Below are 17,444 nucleotides of genomic sequence, written 5' to 3'. Positions count from 1 at the left end.
AAAATAGTTAAACCAAAACTAAGACTGAAGGGTTTGGTTGGAGAGGAGTAAGGCTTGTTGTTGCATTTTCTTAAAGATATTGATGAAACCATTGGCGCGGGAGGGGGTTAAACTGACACGTAAACCGGTTTCCTCGATAAAGTCTGGGGTTAGACTAAGGATTTGTTGGGGGGTTAAACCATTTAAGCCTTCTATGAGAAAGGCTACTAAACCTTTCACCAGTTGTGCGTCCGAGTCTCCATGGTAGTATACCTTACCGTCTTTTAGATGGGCACATACATATACTTGAGAAACACAACCGGCTACTTTGTTTTCTGGGGTTTTTTCTTCTTCTGGCATTGGCGCCAGTCTCTTAGCATACCAAAGTAGTTGTTCATATTTCTGTTTAGGATTCTCACGACGTTTGAATTTTTGGACAATTTTGTCGAGGGTTTCTGGCAGGGTATGGGTAGACATGGGAGAAACATTGAACAATGGCCGATTATTTCTAGTCTATGATAAAAAACCGCTGTTATATCAACGGTGGGGAGTATGAATATGATTTATCGATTTTTGCTTGTTTTCTTTGTATTACTATTTGCCAGAGGAATAAATGCACAATCAGAAAGTCGGGAAATCAGGGGGATGACGGGGGGGGAGAAAAACAGTGGGGATTGTGGGTTTATTGCTGACAAGCCTAACCATATCCTTCAACTTCCTCAAAAGGTTTATTCTCTTAGTATTACTGTGGAGGCTGAGGGGGGTAAGCCTAGTTTACTGGTTATTGGGCCCACTGACAAGGAGAGATTTTGTGTTTTAGGAGACACAACACTGGGGAGGAAACCGGAAATAAAGGGGGTATGGCTGCCAGGCAGATATTTGATTTATGTAGGGGAAATGGAGGGAAATCGTTATCCTTTTACCCTTAGAATTAATCAATAAGTTCTAGAGGTTTTTTGACAGGCTTACCGGGGTTGCGGGGGTATAATGGGGGAGTTTCGCCAATTTTTTTAACATATATATTGTGTCTTATATTGTGACTGAGAGGCGTTTTTGTTGCGACTACTTCTATTATTTCCCCTCCCAGTTTTTTAGCGACGCGCTTATTTTTTTCTAATTCTTCCTCTGCCAGATTGCCTCTCCAGAGGATGGCAATTCCACCTACTTTTAAAAGAGGTAAACTATATTCTAGACAAACGGAAATTGCGGCCACTGCTCTAGTGAGGACAAAATCATATTTTCCTCGGTGATTTTTATCTTGCCCTACGATTTCTGCCCTGGCGTTTATAGTTTCGACATTTTGGAGATTAATTTCAGATTTAACTAGGAGTAGAAAATTGATTTTCTTGGAGATTGAATCCATTAAAACCACTTGACATTGGGGAAAAGCCATTGCTATAGGCATACCTGGAAAACCGGCGCCGGTGCCCACATCCATTATTTTTTTGTTATTTAAATCGTAGGGAATAACAGGCGTTAAACAATCCCATAAGTTCTTCTCCCAAAATTCATCGGGGTGGGTAATTCTGGTGAGATTAATGTGGAGGTTGTAACGGCAAATTAGTTCATAAAATTTTTGCCATTTTTCTAGGGTATTATGGGAGGGAATCCAGTGGACAGTATTTTGCCAAATAGTCAAATTGTGGGGTAAAAGCAACCGATTTTCCATAATGAGGCGTTGACGAGAAACAATATAACCTACTGGGGATGGGAATTGGGAGAATGGGGGGGAAGATATTTACGGGTAAGCCGGAGGAGTAGGAGGGAAATTAACAACAGAGAAATGGCCATCTGCCATAAACCGACACCACAGGCGATACCTATAGCTGAGGATACCCAAATTTCCGCCGCGCCGGTAACGTTTTTAGCAGTGTTGCCAGCCTTTAGAATCAAACCCCCACCGATAAAGCCAACACCCTGAATGATACCCGTGATAACTCTGGCTGTCTCAGCTGAGTTAATTTCCCTAACGATAAGTATAAAACCGCAAGAGGCAAGGGAGACAAGGGCATTGGTTTTCACCCCTCCAGTTTTTTTCCGTAATTCCCTTTCTAACCCTAAGATGGCGCCCAAAATTGCGGCAAATATTAGTCTCAGCAACATGACGGGTATTCTGGTGGGGGATAAAATAACCTGCCACACAAAAAACCCCACCCTCGGCGGAGGATGGGTTTTCATTTTAGCTTAACCGAATAGATAGAAGTCAACCAAGTCACAAATAGAGATGGGCAGTGTGGCTATGATTACATTAAACCAAGTTGAGCTAAGATGCCTTTGCCAGTAATTAACTCGGTGAGGATGCCAATCACAAAACCCAACATGGCTAACCTACCATTCCAGTTTTCAGCAAAAGTGGTAAAGCCGAATTTCCCTTCTTTGTTTTCCATAACCTGCCTCCCTATGTTATTAGTGCGCTCGTGTCAATTGATTTAACTCTAACTTAACATAACTTTTCAAAAGTGGCAACAAAACTTTACAATTGGCGGGTGTGGATTTCCCTACTGGTCAGAAAGGGCGAGGGTGATTAGTTTGTCTAGGAGGGTGGGGAAGGGGATACCAGAGGCTTCCCAGAGTTTGGGATACATGCTGAGGGAGGTAAAACCGGGGAGGGTGTTGATTTCGTTAACCAGAATTTGGCCACTTTCAGGCAGATAAAAGAAATCCACTCTAGCTAAACCTCTGGCATCAATGGCTTGAAAAGCTTTAATAGCCATTTGACGGATAGTTTCACTGACGTCTTTTGGGATGTCGGCGGGGATGATAAGGCTAGCTAAGCCGTCGGTGTATTTGGTTTGATAGTCATAGAATTCGGCATTGTAGGAGATTTCCCCCACTACGGAGGCGGCAGGGTTATCATTGCCTAGGATGCCACATTCTAACTCCCTAGCGGTTACCCCAGCCTCCACAATAACCCTTCTGTCAAGGGAGGCGGCTATGTCTAATGCCTTTTCCAACTCATTGCGGTTTTTAACTTTGCTAATGCCTACAGACGAGCCCAGATTAGCAGGTTTTACGAAACAAGGATAACCTAATTCTGCTTCCAATCGCTCACATAGTTTGGGGAAGACACAGGGATTGGAAAAAATTTCGCTTCTGTTAACACCAATATACTTGACTTGGGGCAAACCGGCACAGGCGAAGGCGTTTTTCATGGCGATTTTATCCATGCCAATGGCTGAGCCAAGAACACCTGAACCTACAAATGGTATTGCCATTAATGTTAATAATCCCTGGACTGTGCCATCCTCTCCATTGGGGCCATGTATAATGGGGAAGAAGACGTCTACCTGTTTACATTCAGGGGGGAATTCCCATTTTCTCCTTTCGCCTGTTGTCTCCTTTGGCTTCCCTGCCGACAATACTGATTCTGCTACTTCTTTGCCCCACCAGTTGCCTTCTTTGTCTACATATATTGGAATTACCTCGTACTTTTCTTGGTTGTAACCCTCTTGTAAGCCACTGGCTATAGAACGAGCAGAAGTGATGGAAACGTCATGTTCACCGGATTTGCCGCCGAATAACAGGCCTACTTTTAGTTTACTCATTTTTTGTCCTAATTGTTTAATCCTAAAGCTAAAATCTTAGAGCATGTCTGGGTATTCCTATGATGGACTACAATGGAGTGGGTGTTTGGTGGAGACAGTCAGAGACTTTCCTTAGTCACTTAGCGGGGGGATATGGGGAGGAAACTAATTGTTGCCAGGATTGGGGAAGGCGGTTTTGAAAGGGGTTTCCCTTTTACTTTCAGACTCAGTGATGAGGAGACTAAAGATTTATTGGTGGAGGTGGAGGGGAAATTGCCGCCTGCCGAATATGTTTATAGCAGTTATACTCGTTGGCAGTGTTGTTACCGTAATTTATCTTATTCTCTACGAATGGGGGCTTCTGGGGCACAAGTTACTAATTTAGCAGTGGATGAGTGTTTACAAAACATAAAAACCCTTCAGTTAGATATTAACCGGTGGCTACGGGATTCTCAAGTCCAGGCTGCCTTAATAAATCTATTTCCTCATCTGCAACGGGAGGATTTGATTCGTTTTGTAATTCAAACCGATGATATTCGCTTATGGCAGCTTCCCTGGCATCTTTGGGAGGTATGGCGAGACTATCCCTATATTGAATTTGCCTTGAGTAAATGTCAGTGTTGCAAGCCACCCCGTAGTAATGTCTCTTCTTTTGGGGGCAAGGTTAGGATTTTGGCTATCTTAGGAGACAGACGGGGGATAGATGTGGAAAGGGATAGACAGATTCTGGAAAGTCTGCCTAATACGGAGATAGTTTTCCTGGATCAACCCAGTTTACACCAACTTACCCCTTTATGGGAACAATCTTGGCATATTCTCTTTTTTGCCGGCCACAGTGGCAGTAACACTTCTCGTCAGGAGGGGGTTTTACAGATAAATCCTTATGAGAAAATCGAGATTAGCAAGTTGCGGCAGACTCTCACCAAGGCGATTAGTAATGGTTTGGAATTAGCCATTTTTAACTCTTGTGATGGTTTAGCCTTAGGCTTCAATTTGGCAGACTTACAGTTACCTCAGACTATTGTAATGCGGGAGGCAGTTCCAGATGAAGTGGCCCAAGAGTTTCTTAAATTTTTCCTTCAGTCTTATGCCAGTGGTGAGACTCTTTATCTTGCCGTTAAGGAAGCCAAAGCCAAGATACAAGAATTATACCACTTGGAGGAAAAAGCACCTGGGGCCTCTTATTTGCCGGTTATATGTCAAAATCTAGCAGTAAATCCGCCTCTTTGGTCAGATTTAGCCAAAAATTCCCCTTATTCTCTCTTACCTCGTTTCTCCTTATCCTTTAACTTGATTGCCGTTGGTGTGTTGTCATGTTTTGTGGTGGGGATTGGTTGGTGGCTTATTAACTTGAAGCCGAATTTGACTGGCAACTACAATGACAATGGCAATAGTAAAAGTGACAGGGGCGACAATACAGTTGTAGTGGACGAATCTAATGAGATTAAAGGTACTCCTATTCGTGCTCCTCGTCAAGGGGTATGTGAGTGTCCCTATGACTATGATAGTTTAGGAAGACTGTGTGGGGGGAAGTCTGCTTACAGCCGTCAGGGTGGTAATAAACCTGTTTGTTATCTGGAAGACGAGTCTAATTAGTCTTTCAATTATTTTTATGAGTTTCTTCAGGGGAGAGAATGTTTTTCAGACGCCGGGCATCTTTTTTCCTATCGGTTTTTATTTCCCATAGGTGAATGCCATTTTGGGGTAAATTGGACAATAATTCCCTCAGATGCTCAAGGGTAGAAATGGATTTGTAGTTGATGTTATAACTCTGAGATAAATGTTGGAAATTCACTGACTGGGGGGTAGCAAAATAGTTTTCAAATACGTCTTGTTTGTATTGGCCAATAGGTAACATTTCAAAAATACCCCCACCATTGTTATTCACCAATAATATTACCAGACAACCCTGAAAATTTGGAGTAATCAAAAAGCCATTAGTGTCATGTAACAAAGCTAAGTCTCCTGTCAACAATACCGTGGTTTTTTTTTCTTTATAGGCTATTCCCAGGGCAGTGGATAAAGTGCCATCAATACCATTAGCTCCCCTGTTAAAGTATACCCTATACTCGCGATTATTTTTTTGCCAGAAAAACTCTGCATATCTCACTGGCATGCTGTTAGCAATGAACACGGGGGTTTTTGGGGGTAGATATTGAGACATGAGGAAGGCTATTGAGCCCTCAAAAATCTCTCCTGTTTCTTCTATTTGCCTCAACTGGTTGCCAATAGTTATTCCTAGCCTTTTATCCAAAGTTAACCAAGTCTTGAGGTAAGAGTTTTTCAGATAATGCCCGTTTTCTTTCAGTTGATTCTGGCTAGCCTCTAGAAAACAACATAGGGTTTCCAGGCGTATTCTGATGTGTTGAGAGGGGGAATGTAGGGCGTCAAAATTGTCATCACTTTCGGTGATAATGTAGGTGCTAATTTTATTAGACTCCAGCCAGATTCTAAGTTGTTTACTGGTGGGGTATTCCCCGAAGAGAATAACTAGGTGGGGTAACAAGTCTTGGGCATATTTTGGGTGTCTTAGGATCACATCATAATTAGTCACCAGATGAGGGTTGAGGTGGGCATAGTTTCGCACAGGGGATAGGGCTTCCGACAAGACGGGGAATCTTAAAATATCCGAAAGAAATTTAACAGTCTTGACATACAAACCGGGGGAGGGATGAGTGTCAACGCCAGCGATGATAATTCCCTTTTCTGTTTGTTTCCAAGTGTTGAGGTAGGCTTCTAAATTTTCTGAAGAGTAGTGGTATTGAGTAGGGATATTGGGAAATGAGGATAGTAATTTTTCATTAATGTACTCTCTTTTTTTTGGTGATATTTCCAGTTGTAATTCGGGGGATAGTGGTTCGGGGAAAGGAACATTTATATGCACGACACCCCCGCTTGGGAATTGGGACTTTTCCCATGCATAAATGATATTTTGTCTGAGGTAAAAGAGTTTGTCCAACTCCCATGAAGGCTCACTTAATTCTACTTGCCAACTGGGATAGTTTCCATACAAACCCACCTGATTAATAGTCTGGCCCGCATGACAATTTCTCAGGGTAGATGGCCTATCTGCGGTGAAAATTATAAGGGGTACATGGCTGTATTTAGCCTCAATAACTGCGGGGAAGAAATTGGCTCCTGCCGTGCCTGAAGTGCAGACTAAAGCCGCTGGTTTTTGATTTTTTTTCGCTAATCCAAGGGCGAAAAAAGAGGCCGACCTTTCGTCCAAAATTGGGATGCAATTAATCCCCCGGTTTTCGGCAAAAGCCACAGTTAAAGGACTGGACCTTGAGCCGGGACAAATAACTACATTCTCTAATCCTAGTTTTACTAAAGTTTCTACGATCAGGGAACTCCATAGTAAATTTACATTCCGAAAGTCCAAGGGCATTTACTGCTTTGAGTCTAACAATAGTTGCTCCTGATTTAGACCAAACTACTTAGGCTTATTGTAACTTGTTTTTGCTATCTAATCAAGAATTAAGCTATTAAAAATTAAGATTTAATTAGGGGGAGTAAAATCTCGCTAATACTCCGCCCGATTCAGAGAATTTTAGCAGGTGATGCTGTTTAAAGAGGAAACACCAACAGGGGATAAAATATGGGGTACTAGTAATAGTTACCTACTTTACGATGATGGACAGCGGTAAGGGCATCGGGTTTGGAAACACGCCCGTCTGTAACCTGGCTGTAAACAACCCAGTGGTCGCCACAATCCATGCGACTGACTACTTGACATTCTAGATAGGCAAGGGCATCCAGGAGAATAGGTGAGCCATTTTTGGCAGTGGTGGTTTTAACGCCGGCAAAACGATCAGCACCAGGGGGAAAACGTTTGAGAAAGTGTTTCATCAGGGGTTGGGAGTTGCCCTCTTCCAAAACGTTCAAGACAAAGGTATCATTTACCTGTAAGAGGGATTCAATGGCCCTGTCTTTAGCTACGGCTACGGTAAAACCGGGGGGGTTGAAGCTGGCTTGGGCAACCCAGGAGGCTAACATTGCCCCTTTGGTTTCTCCCTTCTTGGCGGTTATTATATACAAACCCCCGCTAATACGCCCCATGGCTTTGTCTAAGTCGGTGTTGATGGATTTGCGTTGTTGGATGGTGGCTTGTTTGGTTAACAATTGCCCTAAGTCTACCCCCGCCTCTTCACAGAGTTGATAGGTAGTTTCCTGGGGGGTTTGTTTGATGCGGATGGGGGGGAAAGCCTCTGTTAACCCCAATTCTCTCAGTTTAACTGCTAGGGGGTAAATGGGCTCGTCATCGCCACCATAGGATTCGTAAAGGCCAAAATACTGTTTGCTGCTGACAGAAGCCAAGATAGCACCGATTTTATCGTTGAAGGGGGCTATCATGGGGGGCATCCCTATGACAACACCGACACTGTGGGCGACGATTTCTGGGATTTCCTGGGCGTCTACGGCTTTCAAATCCACCATTTCTACGGTAACACCGGTTTTGGTAATCCCCTTGGCGATGGCTTGAGAAAGACGATCGCTGTAACCGTAATCTGAGACGTAGAATACAGTAACTATCTTGTCACTCTTTGTCTGTTCAGTACTCCAACGCTGATAACGGTCTAAGAGCTCTTTTATGTTATACTTAAGAATAGGGCCATGGCCATTAGCCACTAGCGAGATTTCTCCTAATTCCTTGATTTTCTTCATGGCGGACAGGACTGAACGGGCATTGGGCGCCATCAAACACTGATAATAAAAGCGATAGTCTGCCTCGATGTCTTCCAGCCGCTCGTCATACAGGGAGTCACTGCAGTAGTGCATCCCAAACACATCGCAGGTGAACAGAATGTTCGTCTTATGGTCATAACTTACTATAGTATCAGGCCAGTGGAGATTGGGGGTGTTAACAAACTCTAGCACGTGGCCGTTGCCCAAATCAAGACGATCGCCACTTTTTACTATCATCTTCCGGAAGTCTTGGTGGACAAACCCCTCCAGGAACTGGATTGCAACCTTTGAGGCTACTACTGTGATGTGGGGAGCCAGTGCCAGTAAGTCTTTTACTAGGCCACTGTGATCGGGTTCGGTATGGGATACGATAAGATAGTCAATGTCCTGGGGATTAATAACCTTTTGGAGGGCATCGAAGTATAGTTGTTGGAATTTTGTGTGGGAGGTATCTACCAGGGCGTTTTTCTCCCCCTTGATGACATAGGAGTTGTAGGTGGTGCCGTTTTGAAGGCCAAATTCGATGTCAAAACGCTCTCTATCCCAGTCTAGACTGCGAATAGCGATGGTGTCGGCGGCGATTGTTTCAATCTGGGTAGTCAGACGGGGGTTTTTTTTTGCTACTGTTGTTGCTACCATGTACTACTACCTCTTGGGAATAAATACTCATGTTTGTTGTCTCCCATTATAAATCTAGGCTTTAGCTATTGGGGTTTAGGATAAGTTATAACTGGCATAAGGGGGAGATTAAAGATAGGGGGTTACATCTTCCTTACACTCGTCGGCTAGGAAGGAAAGGGCGCGAAACCTTAGGGCTATTAGCTGTTCGTATAATGGGTTTAACTTACACATTGGGGGTATATGGACGATTTTCCTGCCAAACAAGACAATATCCCTTTCAAATGGGCACTGGGATGGAATCATTTTACATATAAAACGGGCTAAGCGGGCATCTTTTATTTCTATGCCGTCTAACCAGTGTTTTACCGGTTGTAGCAAGTCTATCCCCCCTTTTTCCTCCTCCTGCTTCCCCGGGTGCCAGAGGGTGGCTTCCAATGCCTTCAGTGCCTCCACCCTTAATCCCAAGGCTTCCTGAAAACTTTGTATAATCTCCGATTCTTCTTTGCTATACACCCCATTGGCAATTGCCACCATCACGGCTGTGCGGAGAAAATTCTCCTTCACCGCCATGTCATCTCCCAAAGCCTCTGCTAGGGAGGTTGGGGAAATAGGTTGTAAATCGTCTATCCTAGTGTTGGGTGCTAGTTCATTCTTGGTCAGACCAGTAATAAACTCCCTCTCTTCTGCGTCAAAATGGCCATCTGCATAGGCTACAGTCAACAAACCCCTCAGCCAGGCGGAGATTTGCTCATCTCTGTAGTTATGCTTTGTTTCACTTGTGTTTGAAGCCATAGGAACACATAGTGTTGTCAATCACATACTGACACCATATTAAATCAAATCCCCTATTAGTAATAAAAAAACCCCCTAGGGGGTTTAGTCTTGGCGGTGTAGGGTATAATACTAGAAGGTGAAGGTGGTTCTCAGGGTGCCGATAACCTGTTCAGCACTTCCTCCCTGGGTTGTAGAGTTAAGCCAGATTATACCAGGGGTTATGGATATGTTATCATTCAACTTATACTTATAAAAGGCCTCCACGTGGATTGGCAATTCGTTGCCCGGAAACCTCCTTGCCTCGCCGAAATAAGGTTGCACCCCGGCAAATATTCCCAGCACACTCCCTTCTTTGCCCAAGTCTGGGAAGGCAATCCCCCCACCATAGGTCCAAATATCAGTGCTACGTATTCCAAGAAGACTACGAATAGCACTGTCTAGCTCAACATCAGTATAGGCAAAGAAGCCACTTATACTAACACCTGGACTAATCCGCCATGCTACTTGCGCTCCATAGGAATTGGTACGTCTGTCGCCAAATGGGCCCAGGTTAGCAGCGGGAGTGCCCACTATTCCAGTGGTGCCACCGGCGGCGAATATGTCATTGCCACTCTTATGGAATCCCCGCACGTAGGTGAAGCCAAAGGCAAGGGCGTCATTGGGATTAACGTTTATCTGTGCTAAGACGGAATAGTCGCCGTCGAATAAACCCGCACCCCTTTGAGGAGAAGCGGCGTTACCTGCTAGATAGCCCACAGTAAAGGTGGTGGGGCCTAAAATGCTTTCCAGAAATCCGGTGCGATAACTTAGGGCAATGCCACTGCCGCCACCAATACGGTATATGGGGCTTTCGGAGGCAAATGTGCTTAGGGCGCCATTACCCCCATCATAATCCTCAAAGAAGGGGTTTAGGGTAGGTACGTAGTCGCTGTGAATGCCTCCAAAGGCGGGGATATAGATTTTCAACTCACTTTTGTCTCCGAATTTTATGGGTGGGGCATAATAGGCTAACCAGTCCACTTGTGCATTGTTACCACCACCGGGATATAGGTTGAAGGTTTGAGTTTGAGTTGGGCTTCCCCCCACGTAGCCGAAATTGTCTATGGTGGTGAAACCAATAGCATTCCCTGCCGCCAGCCGGGTAATTAGGCTGTCTTGTCCAGTGAAACTTGTATTTAACACTAAACGAACACGATCAGCAAAGATAGTTTTATTGCCGTCGTAACCTGCATGGCTTACGGCAAAGATTGCCTCTCCCTGTAGCTTGGTTGTAGTAGAAAACTGACGTTCTTCCAAGAAGGCGACACGCCCTTCTAGTTTATCTACTTTTGCTCCCAAAGCTGCTAATTCCGCCTCGAATTCTCTTGCCAGACGTTGTAGTCTTTCCAAATCCTCACTGGAAATACCACCCCCGCCTGCTATTAGTCTTTCTATTGCCTGCATACAGGCATTTAAGCCGGCGGCGAATTCGTAACGGCTTAAGGCGCGATTGCCTCTGAAAGTCCTGTCTGGGTATCCTACTATACAACCATAACGCTCTACCAGGTTTCTTAAGGCCTCAAAGGCCCAATCCGTGGGGGATACGTCTCTTAACTGGGAAACACTAGTCACCTGCTGCTGGGTGGGTATGCCTCCCTGGGTAGCATACTTTTCCACCTCTTCAAGGGTTTGTATTTCTCCCGCTTTCACCCCACTGCCGCCTAGCACTGTGGCTGTAACTGCTAATGTTGCTAACAGACTATGTTTTGCTTTCATCCTTTTCCTCACACCTTACCCAGTTTGACCATTTTTCCATAGTAGTGACCACTTTCTCTCGTTTCTGTCCTTTTTGTTACCATTTCTTAACTAGATCACAACTTTTTGTTAACCTCTTTACTGGGCGTCAGCCGGCAGCCTCACAGTGGTATTCCCCCTTCTCCAATCCCAGCCTATACTATTAGGTTAGGATAAGTTAGGACGGGTTAGGACCAGCGTCTCATAACCCTCCCCACTATTTTTCCTTTCTTTTTCCTGTGGCGGACTACTGTTTTATTCTTATGACAACCCCAGAAATTTCCATTTCCATCGACGTTCATTTTTTCTCTCGTTTTTACCCATTTTCCCCTCTTGAAATTTCCCAGCTTGTTAACGCGGTCTATGGTATTATAAGCCAAAATATTCCCCAAAATCAAGATGGTCATTGGGACAGAAAATTGGCTATTTTTGTTGCCTGGGATAACTGCTGCATCTTGAATGTTGTTTCTCCTATAACTGTAAGTGATTCTCAATCTTTTGTTGCCAAGATAGTTGATTGTTTCCCTGCTGAGAAACTGGAAACGGTAAAACAGTTAATTGCCAATCTTAATCCCCCCATTCAGGAATTCATAAGTGTTTCTGCTCCTCCACCGGGTATTTTTGTCTCTAAAATTGTCACTGATGAGATTAATTTATCCCCTGAAAGAGTTAGCCAAAGTCCAAAGGATTTCTGGTGTAACTTTGTGGTTAATCAGGGAGAAAGAAAGGCCATAGTAGTTTCGCCACAACAACGAGAAGTACTAAATAAACAACCTTCCCTCCCCACAATTTTAACCGGCGAAAAAGGAAACGGTAAAACTACTACTGCCCTCTTCTCTGCCATCATACAGGCTGAAAAAATGCCCCCTGGCGGAAAAATTCTCTATCTTTCCTCCAGTATAGCCACAACCAACGCTGCGAAAAAATTAGTTCAATACTATGGTTTTACTCGGCAGGTATCTGTCTTTGAATATGTGCCACTTTGTCAGCATATCCTTAGCAAGTACCACCTTATATTCCCTAAAAAGTTTCTCGCCCAAAGACGTGTTACTTATGCAAAGTTTGTGGATTCCTTTTTCAAAGACAAAAAGATTTTCTCCGTAAAACCAGAAGATTTGTGGCAAGAAATTCGACGTAATCTTAAGGGCTGCATTAAGAGTCTTGATAAAGAGAAGTTTTTCATTACTAATAACGAGTATATCGCCTCAAAAAATCAAAGTATTTTCCCAAAAGATACAGATTTTTCCCTTGTCTATAACCTCGCCACTCAGTATCAAGAATGGTTGCAAACACATAATTATTGGGATGACCTGGATTTAACCCACTATTTGCTCAGTCAGTTGCCTAAAAACTTCCAGGGGGAATATGACATTATCTATGTCGACAATGGAGAAAATTTAACAGAAGTCCAGATGGAGCTTCTTCTAAAACTTCTTACAAAAAACAACAAGGAGGAAGAAAATCTGCCTCGCTTCTTTTTTGTATTTGATACCTCCAACCAGGGTAAAAATGATGAGGTTAATAGGATTAAAAGGCTACTCATTGATAACTTCCACAAACTTCCTAACTGGCAACAGATTAGAAATGCCATTGAAACTCAAACATTAAATGTTGGTTTTCTCACCGAGAAAAACATCGTCGATTTTAAATCAGTAATAGGAGAGATAAGAGGGAATAAAATTGATTCCTCCTCCTTCATAAATTCCCGAGTTAAACCTTTGGTACTCTCTGAGATTAGCACTGATTTTCTCAAAAGCCAATCCTCTTTAAATTTTGACTGTGCTATTGTCGTATTCGACGAGGGTGAGAAAGAAAATCTTATAAGCCTTTTCCCCCAAGATAGCGAGAGAATAATTTCTTTTTCGGAAGCCAAACACCTCCAATTCGAACAATTATTAGTGTGGAAGTTGTTTGATAGTGTTGAGCAGTCAGAAATCACTGGAAATTCCGAAAAATATTTGCGTCTATCAACATGTGCCAATATGGCGCGTCACAGAATATACTTCTATGACAATACCAGTGATACCCTTTGGGATAACCCCAAAATAGCTTCTGTGGTAGAAATTGGATACGAAACAGAATTGACGCCTCTTTTCAATAAAGAATACTCACCTCATGAAGTTGAAATGATTGTAGATAAATACCTAGAATACGAAAATGAAAAGTGTTATAAAATAGCCGAGCAAATCTGTAAAAAAAACGGCAATCAAACTCTGTTAGACAAGGTGTATGCCTTTTGGGAAGAAACTAAGGGGAACTATGGCAAGGCGGGAGACTTGTGGAATAAACTAGGAATATTTGAAAAAGCCATCGAGTCTTGGCGGGAAGTAGACGAAAAATTATGGCTAGCTAAATGGTCAGTTTTAGATAAGGAAGAATGGCAAAGAAGAGGGGAGTATTTTGAGTTAATCCAAGACTTGAACTTGGCCAAGTTTTGTTATGAAAAATCTGGAGACTTTGAGGGGAAATTAAGATGCCTTGAAAAGGAAAACCAGTGGGAATTGGCCGGGGATGAATGTAAACAAAGAGATTTGGAAGAAAGGGCTACCAAATACTACCAAATTGCGGAGGAATATTATCGTCAAAACGGCCAAATAAATCTGGCTGTTAGAATGTGGACAAAGTTAAATAAATGGGATAAAGTGGCAGCCATTTGGGAAGAATTACAACAGTGGGAAAAGGCTGGCAACTGTTGGCAAAAACATGGCGATATGGCAAAGGCTGCAATTTGTTGGCAAAAGGCAAAAAAATGGACAGAAGCTCAAAAATGCTGGTATGAATTAGGTAACTGGCAACAATTAGCATTATCCTACGAATACCAAGAAAGTTGGACCTTTGCCGCCGAAACTTGGCTAAAATTGGGGGAAAAAGAAAGGGCAGCCTTCTGTTATCAAAAGGGCAATCAGTGGCAAGCTGCAGAAAATCTATGGCGGGAATTAGGATACTGGGGATTCGTAGCCATTTGTCTGCAACAACAGGAAAAATGGTTAGAAGCCGCAGAAGCTTGGAATAACACCAACCCCTATGAATTACAGGCATTGTGTTACGAACGCGCTTCTGCCTGGGATAAGGCGGAAAAAGCCTGGTTACAGACGAAAAATTGGACTAGAATTATTATCGCCTGCGAAAAACAAGGAAAATGGCAAGAGGCAGCCGAAAGTTGGGAAAACTTGGGAGAATGGCAAAAAGCTGCTGCAGCCTGGGAAAAAATAGACCAAATAGAAAAAGCAGCTATTTGTTATGAAGCAGGGGAAAACTGGGAGAAAGCGGCACAGTGTTGGCGGAAAATCAACAAAATGGACAATTTGGCTGTCTGTTTGCAAAAACAGGAAAAATGGGAGGAAGCCGCTGCCATTTGGGAGGAATTAAAAGAATGGGAAAACGCTGGGAAAGCCTGGGAAAAAATAGGCAATCTGGAAAAGGCGGCTATCTGTTATGAAGAAGGGGGACATTGGCGACAGGCAGAAGAATGTTGGTATAGAATGGAGAATTGGGATAGGATGGGAGTTGCCGCACAACGCCAGGGGAAATGGCAAAAAGCAGCCTGTGACTGGTTAAGACTGAAACAGTGGGAGAAGGCTGCCTTGTGTTATCAACAGTGTGAGGATTGGGAAAGGGCGGCTAAATACTGGGAGTTAGCTGAAATTTGGGACAAGAGTGCCCAGGCCTATGAGAAACTAGAAAGATGGGATAAAGCCGCCAGTAACTATTTGAAAGCGGGGGAAACCGAAAAAGCCGCCATTTGTTTTGAAAAATGCCAAGACTGGGAGAAGGCACAACAGTGTTGGCGCAAATTATGGAAATGGGATAGATTAGCTTTAGTGTGTGAATATCAGCAAAAATGGCAAGAAGCCGGTAAAGCCTGGTTATCTGCCGGGAATGTGGAAAAGGCTGCCATTTGTTTTGAAAAGTGTCAAGATTGGCAAAAAGCAGAAGAGTGTTGGCGACACCTCAACAATTGGCAAAAACTAGCCGAAGTCTGCGAGTATCAGGAAAAATGGGAAGAGGCTGCACAACTTTGGCAGTTTTTGTCTCGTTGGGAGAAAGCTGCCTTAGCCTGTCTCAAAATGGATGACTTAGAAACTGCCATCAAATACTACGAGAAAGGCGGTTATCTAGAGGAGGCAGAAAAATGTAGACAACAACTATTGGCAAAACAGGCTGACGAAACCACCTAATTCCAGAAACCCTATTTTGATATTACCCGTCTACCCCCGCATCCCCCTTTTCCTAGAAGCCTATGTTTAAACAAACCATCAGGATAACCCTATTTTTCATATTAGCCACCCTTTTCTTCCCTAATTTAGCTGTAAAGGCATCTTCCGATGACGATGATTATCATACCTATAGACGTCGGGGTAATACCAAGGCGGCGGTAGAAATTTTGCATTTGCTGGAAAGTCGAGGTTATTCCCCCATTGTCGAGATGGAATATGAAGACGGTTTGTGGGAAATAAAAGCCTATCGTGATGGTATCAGAAGAGAGGTTAAAGTGGACCTCATTTTTGGCAGAATCATCTCCGAAAAGAGGGATGATAACTAGCCAATTACTAGCCAATTACTACTTTTGGTTTGATAACGGGGGGGTTTTCTTTTACCATTTCACTAATACCTATAAATTGTCGCTGATGATTATAGGTGCGGAAGATTTTCCCACTTTTCTCTGTTTCTATCTCCATCTCTAGTTTTTGCCCTTTTAACCACCTTTCACCTTCTTGTTTTTTCAAATAAATAGCAGGGAGATTATCCAGGGGCTTATCTATTTCTATCAACTTCAAGATGCCTTGTTTTTTTTGCTCAGTTATTTCCTCTAACGTAAGGCTGTTTTCTATTATCATGCCACAGCTAAGTGTCCTTTTTAAACCTGCTAAAGTTCCACCACAGCCTAGTTTTTCTCCCAAATCCCTGGCAATAGACCTTATATATGTACCAGAGTCACATACTATGTTCAAATCCAATTCAGCTTCCTCCTGCCGCCAACCTAAAATCTCAATTGACTCAATAAAAACCTCCCTGACGGGGGCCTCCACTTCTATCCCCTTACGGGCTAAATTGTACAACTTTTCGCCGCCTTTCTTGATGGCACTAAAAACGGGGGGTTTTTGCCGAATAACACCAATAAAATCCCTTAGACATGATTGAATTTCCTCCAAAGTAACATGGACAGTGGCTGCATTTTTTATCACCTCCCCCTCTAAATCGTCAGTAGTGGTAACCAACCCGAGTCTGATAGTAGCGATGTAGGCTTTTTTTGTTGGTAGAAACTGTAACAGACGAGTTGCCTTGCCGACAGCAATGGGTAGTACGCCTGTGGCACAAGGATCTAAAGTACCACCATGTCCTATTTTCCTGGTATTAAGGATTTTTCTCAGTTTAGCCACACAGTCGTGGGAGGTGAAATTTGCCGGCTTATTGAGGTTAAGAAAACCATCCATCTGTTTTCCCCTGCCAAAATATCACTAAGACAATTCAGTTGTCAGATTAAGCAACAGGCAAAACCTTATATGTAAATGTAGGGTAGTATTTCCTTTTTTTGGCGTGAAAACCGAATAAAAAATTGCTATCATTTTCTATACGAGTTATATAATAAAAGTTGGAGACAAAAATCCCCCTGGGAAAGGGTGGGAGTGAGGACAGGCGGAAGGGGGTTTTGTCTCAAAACCTTGAATAAGGGAGATTTTCCTCATGGGAATCACAGATTATCTCTTCTCGGAAATAGTACTTCAAAACTGCCCAGGTTCCGATGATTTAAACATAGTAAATAGAGGTTTTTTGCGGGATATAGGCAGAAGAATTAGGTGTTTTGACCCTTTATCACCACTGAAGAAATGGATAGATAGTATCGAGATTAAAGATGAGAAAACTGCTAGGATAATCGACGAACTAATCCCCTCTCAGTGTCCTTTTGCCCGAGAAATTAGGTGTTTTAATCGCACCATATTGAAAATTCCACCCCTGTGTAAATTGAATCCCCTCTATGACAATCTTATGGCACTGAAGTTCCGCGCCGTCTGTTATCTAGAATCTCAGAAAGAGGGGAAATAGTGACTACAAGTAGCAAAAAAACGCCCCCTTAAAAGGGGG

The 17,444-nt window shown here is 43.2% G+C and carries 15 protein-coding genes; 5 read left to right on the top strand and 10 right to left on the bottom strand.

Going from position 1 to position 17,444, the window contains the following annotated elements:
- Window positions 1–18: 18 nt before the first annotated feature.
- A complete protein-coding gene (locus tag IGQ44_10680; GenBank protein ID HIK38438.1) occupies window positions 19–456 on the bottom strand; it encodes a SufE family protein in 438 nt (145 codons plus the stop codon).
- An 81-nt stretch (window positions 457–537) separates the two neighbouring features.
- On the opposite strand from IGQ44_10680, the gene IGQ44_10675 reads away from it, so the two are divergent.
- Window positions 538–921: a hypothetical protein gene (locus IGQ44_10675; GenBank protein HIK38437.1), complete on the top strand. Its 384-nt coding sequence runs from the start codon at window positions 538–540 to the stop codon at window positions 919–921.
- Here IGQ44_10675 and rsmG read toward each other — a convergent pair.
- The 4 genes from rsmG to IGQ44_10655 form a co-directional block, all read right to left on the bottom strand.
- Window positions 911–1,648, bottom strand: a complete 738-nt coding sequence (gene rsmG, locus IGQ44_10670) for a 16S rRNA (guanine(527)-N(7))-methyltransferase RsmG (GenBank protein ID HIK38436.1) — start codon at window positions 1,646–1,648, stop codon at window positions 911–913. The genes IGQ44_10675 and rsmG overlap by 11 nt on opposite strands.
- Before the next feature lie 29 nt (window positions 1,649–1,677).
- Window positions 1,678–2,082, bottom strand: a complete 405-nt coding sequence (locus tag IGQ44_10665) for an MgtC/SapB family protein (GenBank protein HIK38435.1) — start codon at window positions 2,080–2,082, stop codon at window positions 1,678–1,680.
- 140 nt (window positions 2,083–2,222) lie between these two features.
- Window positions 2,223–2,366, bottom strand: coding sequence for a high light inducible protein (locus tag IGQ44_10660; GenBank protein ID HIK38434.1), 144 nt, complete (start codon window positions 2,364–2,366; stop codon window positions 2,223–2,225).
- A 111-nt stretch (window positions 2,367–2,477) separates the two neighbouring features.
- Entirely contained in the window at window positions 2,478–3,524 is a 1,047-nt protein-coding gene (locus IGQ44_10655; GenBank protein HIK38433.1) for a D-alanine--D-alanine ligase, read from the bottom strand.
- Between the two features lie 132 nt (window positions 3,525–3,656).
- Between IGQ44_10655 and IGQ44_10650 the strand changes: the two genes are divergently transcribed.
- On the top strand, window positions 3,657–5,099 hold the full coding sequence (locus IGQ44_10650; GenBank protein HIK38432.1) for a CHAT domain-containing protein: 1,443 nt from the start codon (window positions 3,657–3,659) through the stop codon (window positions 5,097–5,099).
- Window positions 5,100–5,103: 4 nt separating this feature from the next.
- Here IGQ44_10650 and menD read toward each other — a convergent pair whose 3' ends face one another.
- The 4 genes from menD to IGQ44_10630 all read right to left on the bottom strand — a co-directional run bounded on the left by menD (window position 5,104) and on the right by IGQ44_10630 (window position 11,342).
- Complete coding sequence (gene menD / locus IGQ44_10645; GenBank protein HIK38431.1) at window positions 5,104–6,894, bottom strand: 2-succinyl-5-enolpyruvyl-6-hydroxy-3-cyclohexene-1-carboxylic-acid synthase; 1,791 nt, start codon at window positions 6,892–6,894, stop codon at window positions 5,104–5,106.
- A 218-nt stretch (window positions 6,895–7,112) separates the two neighbouring features.
- Window positions 7,113–8,831 (bottom strand): diflavin flavoprotein, encoded by a 1,719-nt coding sequence (locus IGQ44_10640; protein ID HIK38430.1) that lies wholly within the window; start codon window positions 8,829–8,831, stop codon window positions 7,113–7,115.
- A gap of 108 nt (window positions 8,832–8,939) precedes the next feature.
- Window positions 8,940–9,605, bottom strand: coding sequence for a nitrogenase (locus IGQ44_10635; protein HIK38429.1), 666 nt, complete (start codon window positions 9,603–9,605; stop codon window positions 8,940–8,942).
- Between the two features lie 111 nt (window positions 9,606–9,716).
- Window positions 9,717–11,342: a carbohydrate porin gene (locus tag IGQ44_10630; GenBank protein ID HIK38428.1), complete on the bottom strand. Its 1,626-nt coding sequence runs from the start codon at window positions 11,340–11,342 to the stop codon at window positions 9,717–9,719.
- Between the two features lie 281 nt (window positions 11,343–11,623).
- Between IGQ44_10630 and IGQ44_10625 the strand changes: the two genes are divergently transcribed.
- Together IGQ44_10625 and IGQ44_10620 are read left to right on the top strand one after the other, a co-directional pair.
- On the top strand, window positions 11,624–15,538 hold the full coding sequence (locus tag IGQ44_10625) for a hypothetical protein (GenBank protein ID HIK38427.1): 3,915 nt from the start codon (window positions 11,624–11,626) through the stop codon (window positions 15,536–15,538).
- A 62-nt stretch (window positions 15,539–15,600) separates the two neighbouring features.
- A complete protein-coding gene (locus tag IGQ44_10620; GenBank protein HIK38426.1) occupies window positions 15,601–15,903 on the top strand; it encodes a PepSY domain-containing protein in 303 nt (100 codons plus the stop codon).
- A 7-nt stretch (window positions 15,904–15,910) separates the two neighbouring features.
- Here IGQ44_10620 and truB read toward each other — a convergent pair whose 3' ends face one another.
- Entirely contained in the window at window positions 15,911–16,795 is an 885-nt protein-coding gene (gene truB / locus IGQ44_10615; protein ID HIK38425.1) for a tRNA pseudouridine(55) synthase TruB, read from the bottom strand.
- Between the two features lie 250 nt (window positions 16,796–17,045).
- Between truB and IGQ44_10610 the strand changes: the two genes are divergently transcribed.
- A complete protein-coding gene (locus IGQ44_10610) occupies window positions 17,046–17,405 on the top strand; it encodes a Mo-dependent nitrogenase (protein ID HIK38424.1) in 360 nt (119 codons plus the stop codon).
- Window positions 17,406–17,444: the final 39 nt, after the last annotated feature.

Origin of the sequence: Geminocystis sp. M7585_C2015_104, assembly GCA_015295805.1 — a bacterium.
Taxonomy (GTDB): Bacteria; Cyanobacteriota; Cyanobacteriia; order Cyanobacteriales; family Cyanobacteriaceae; genus DVEF01.
The sequence above is the reverse complement of the archived record's forward strand: the minus strand, read 5'-3'. Positions and strand labels throughout refer to the sequence as shown.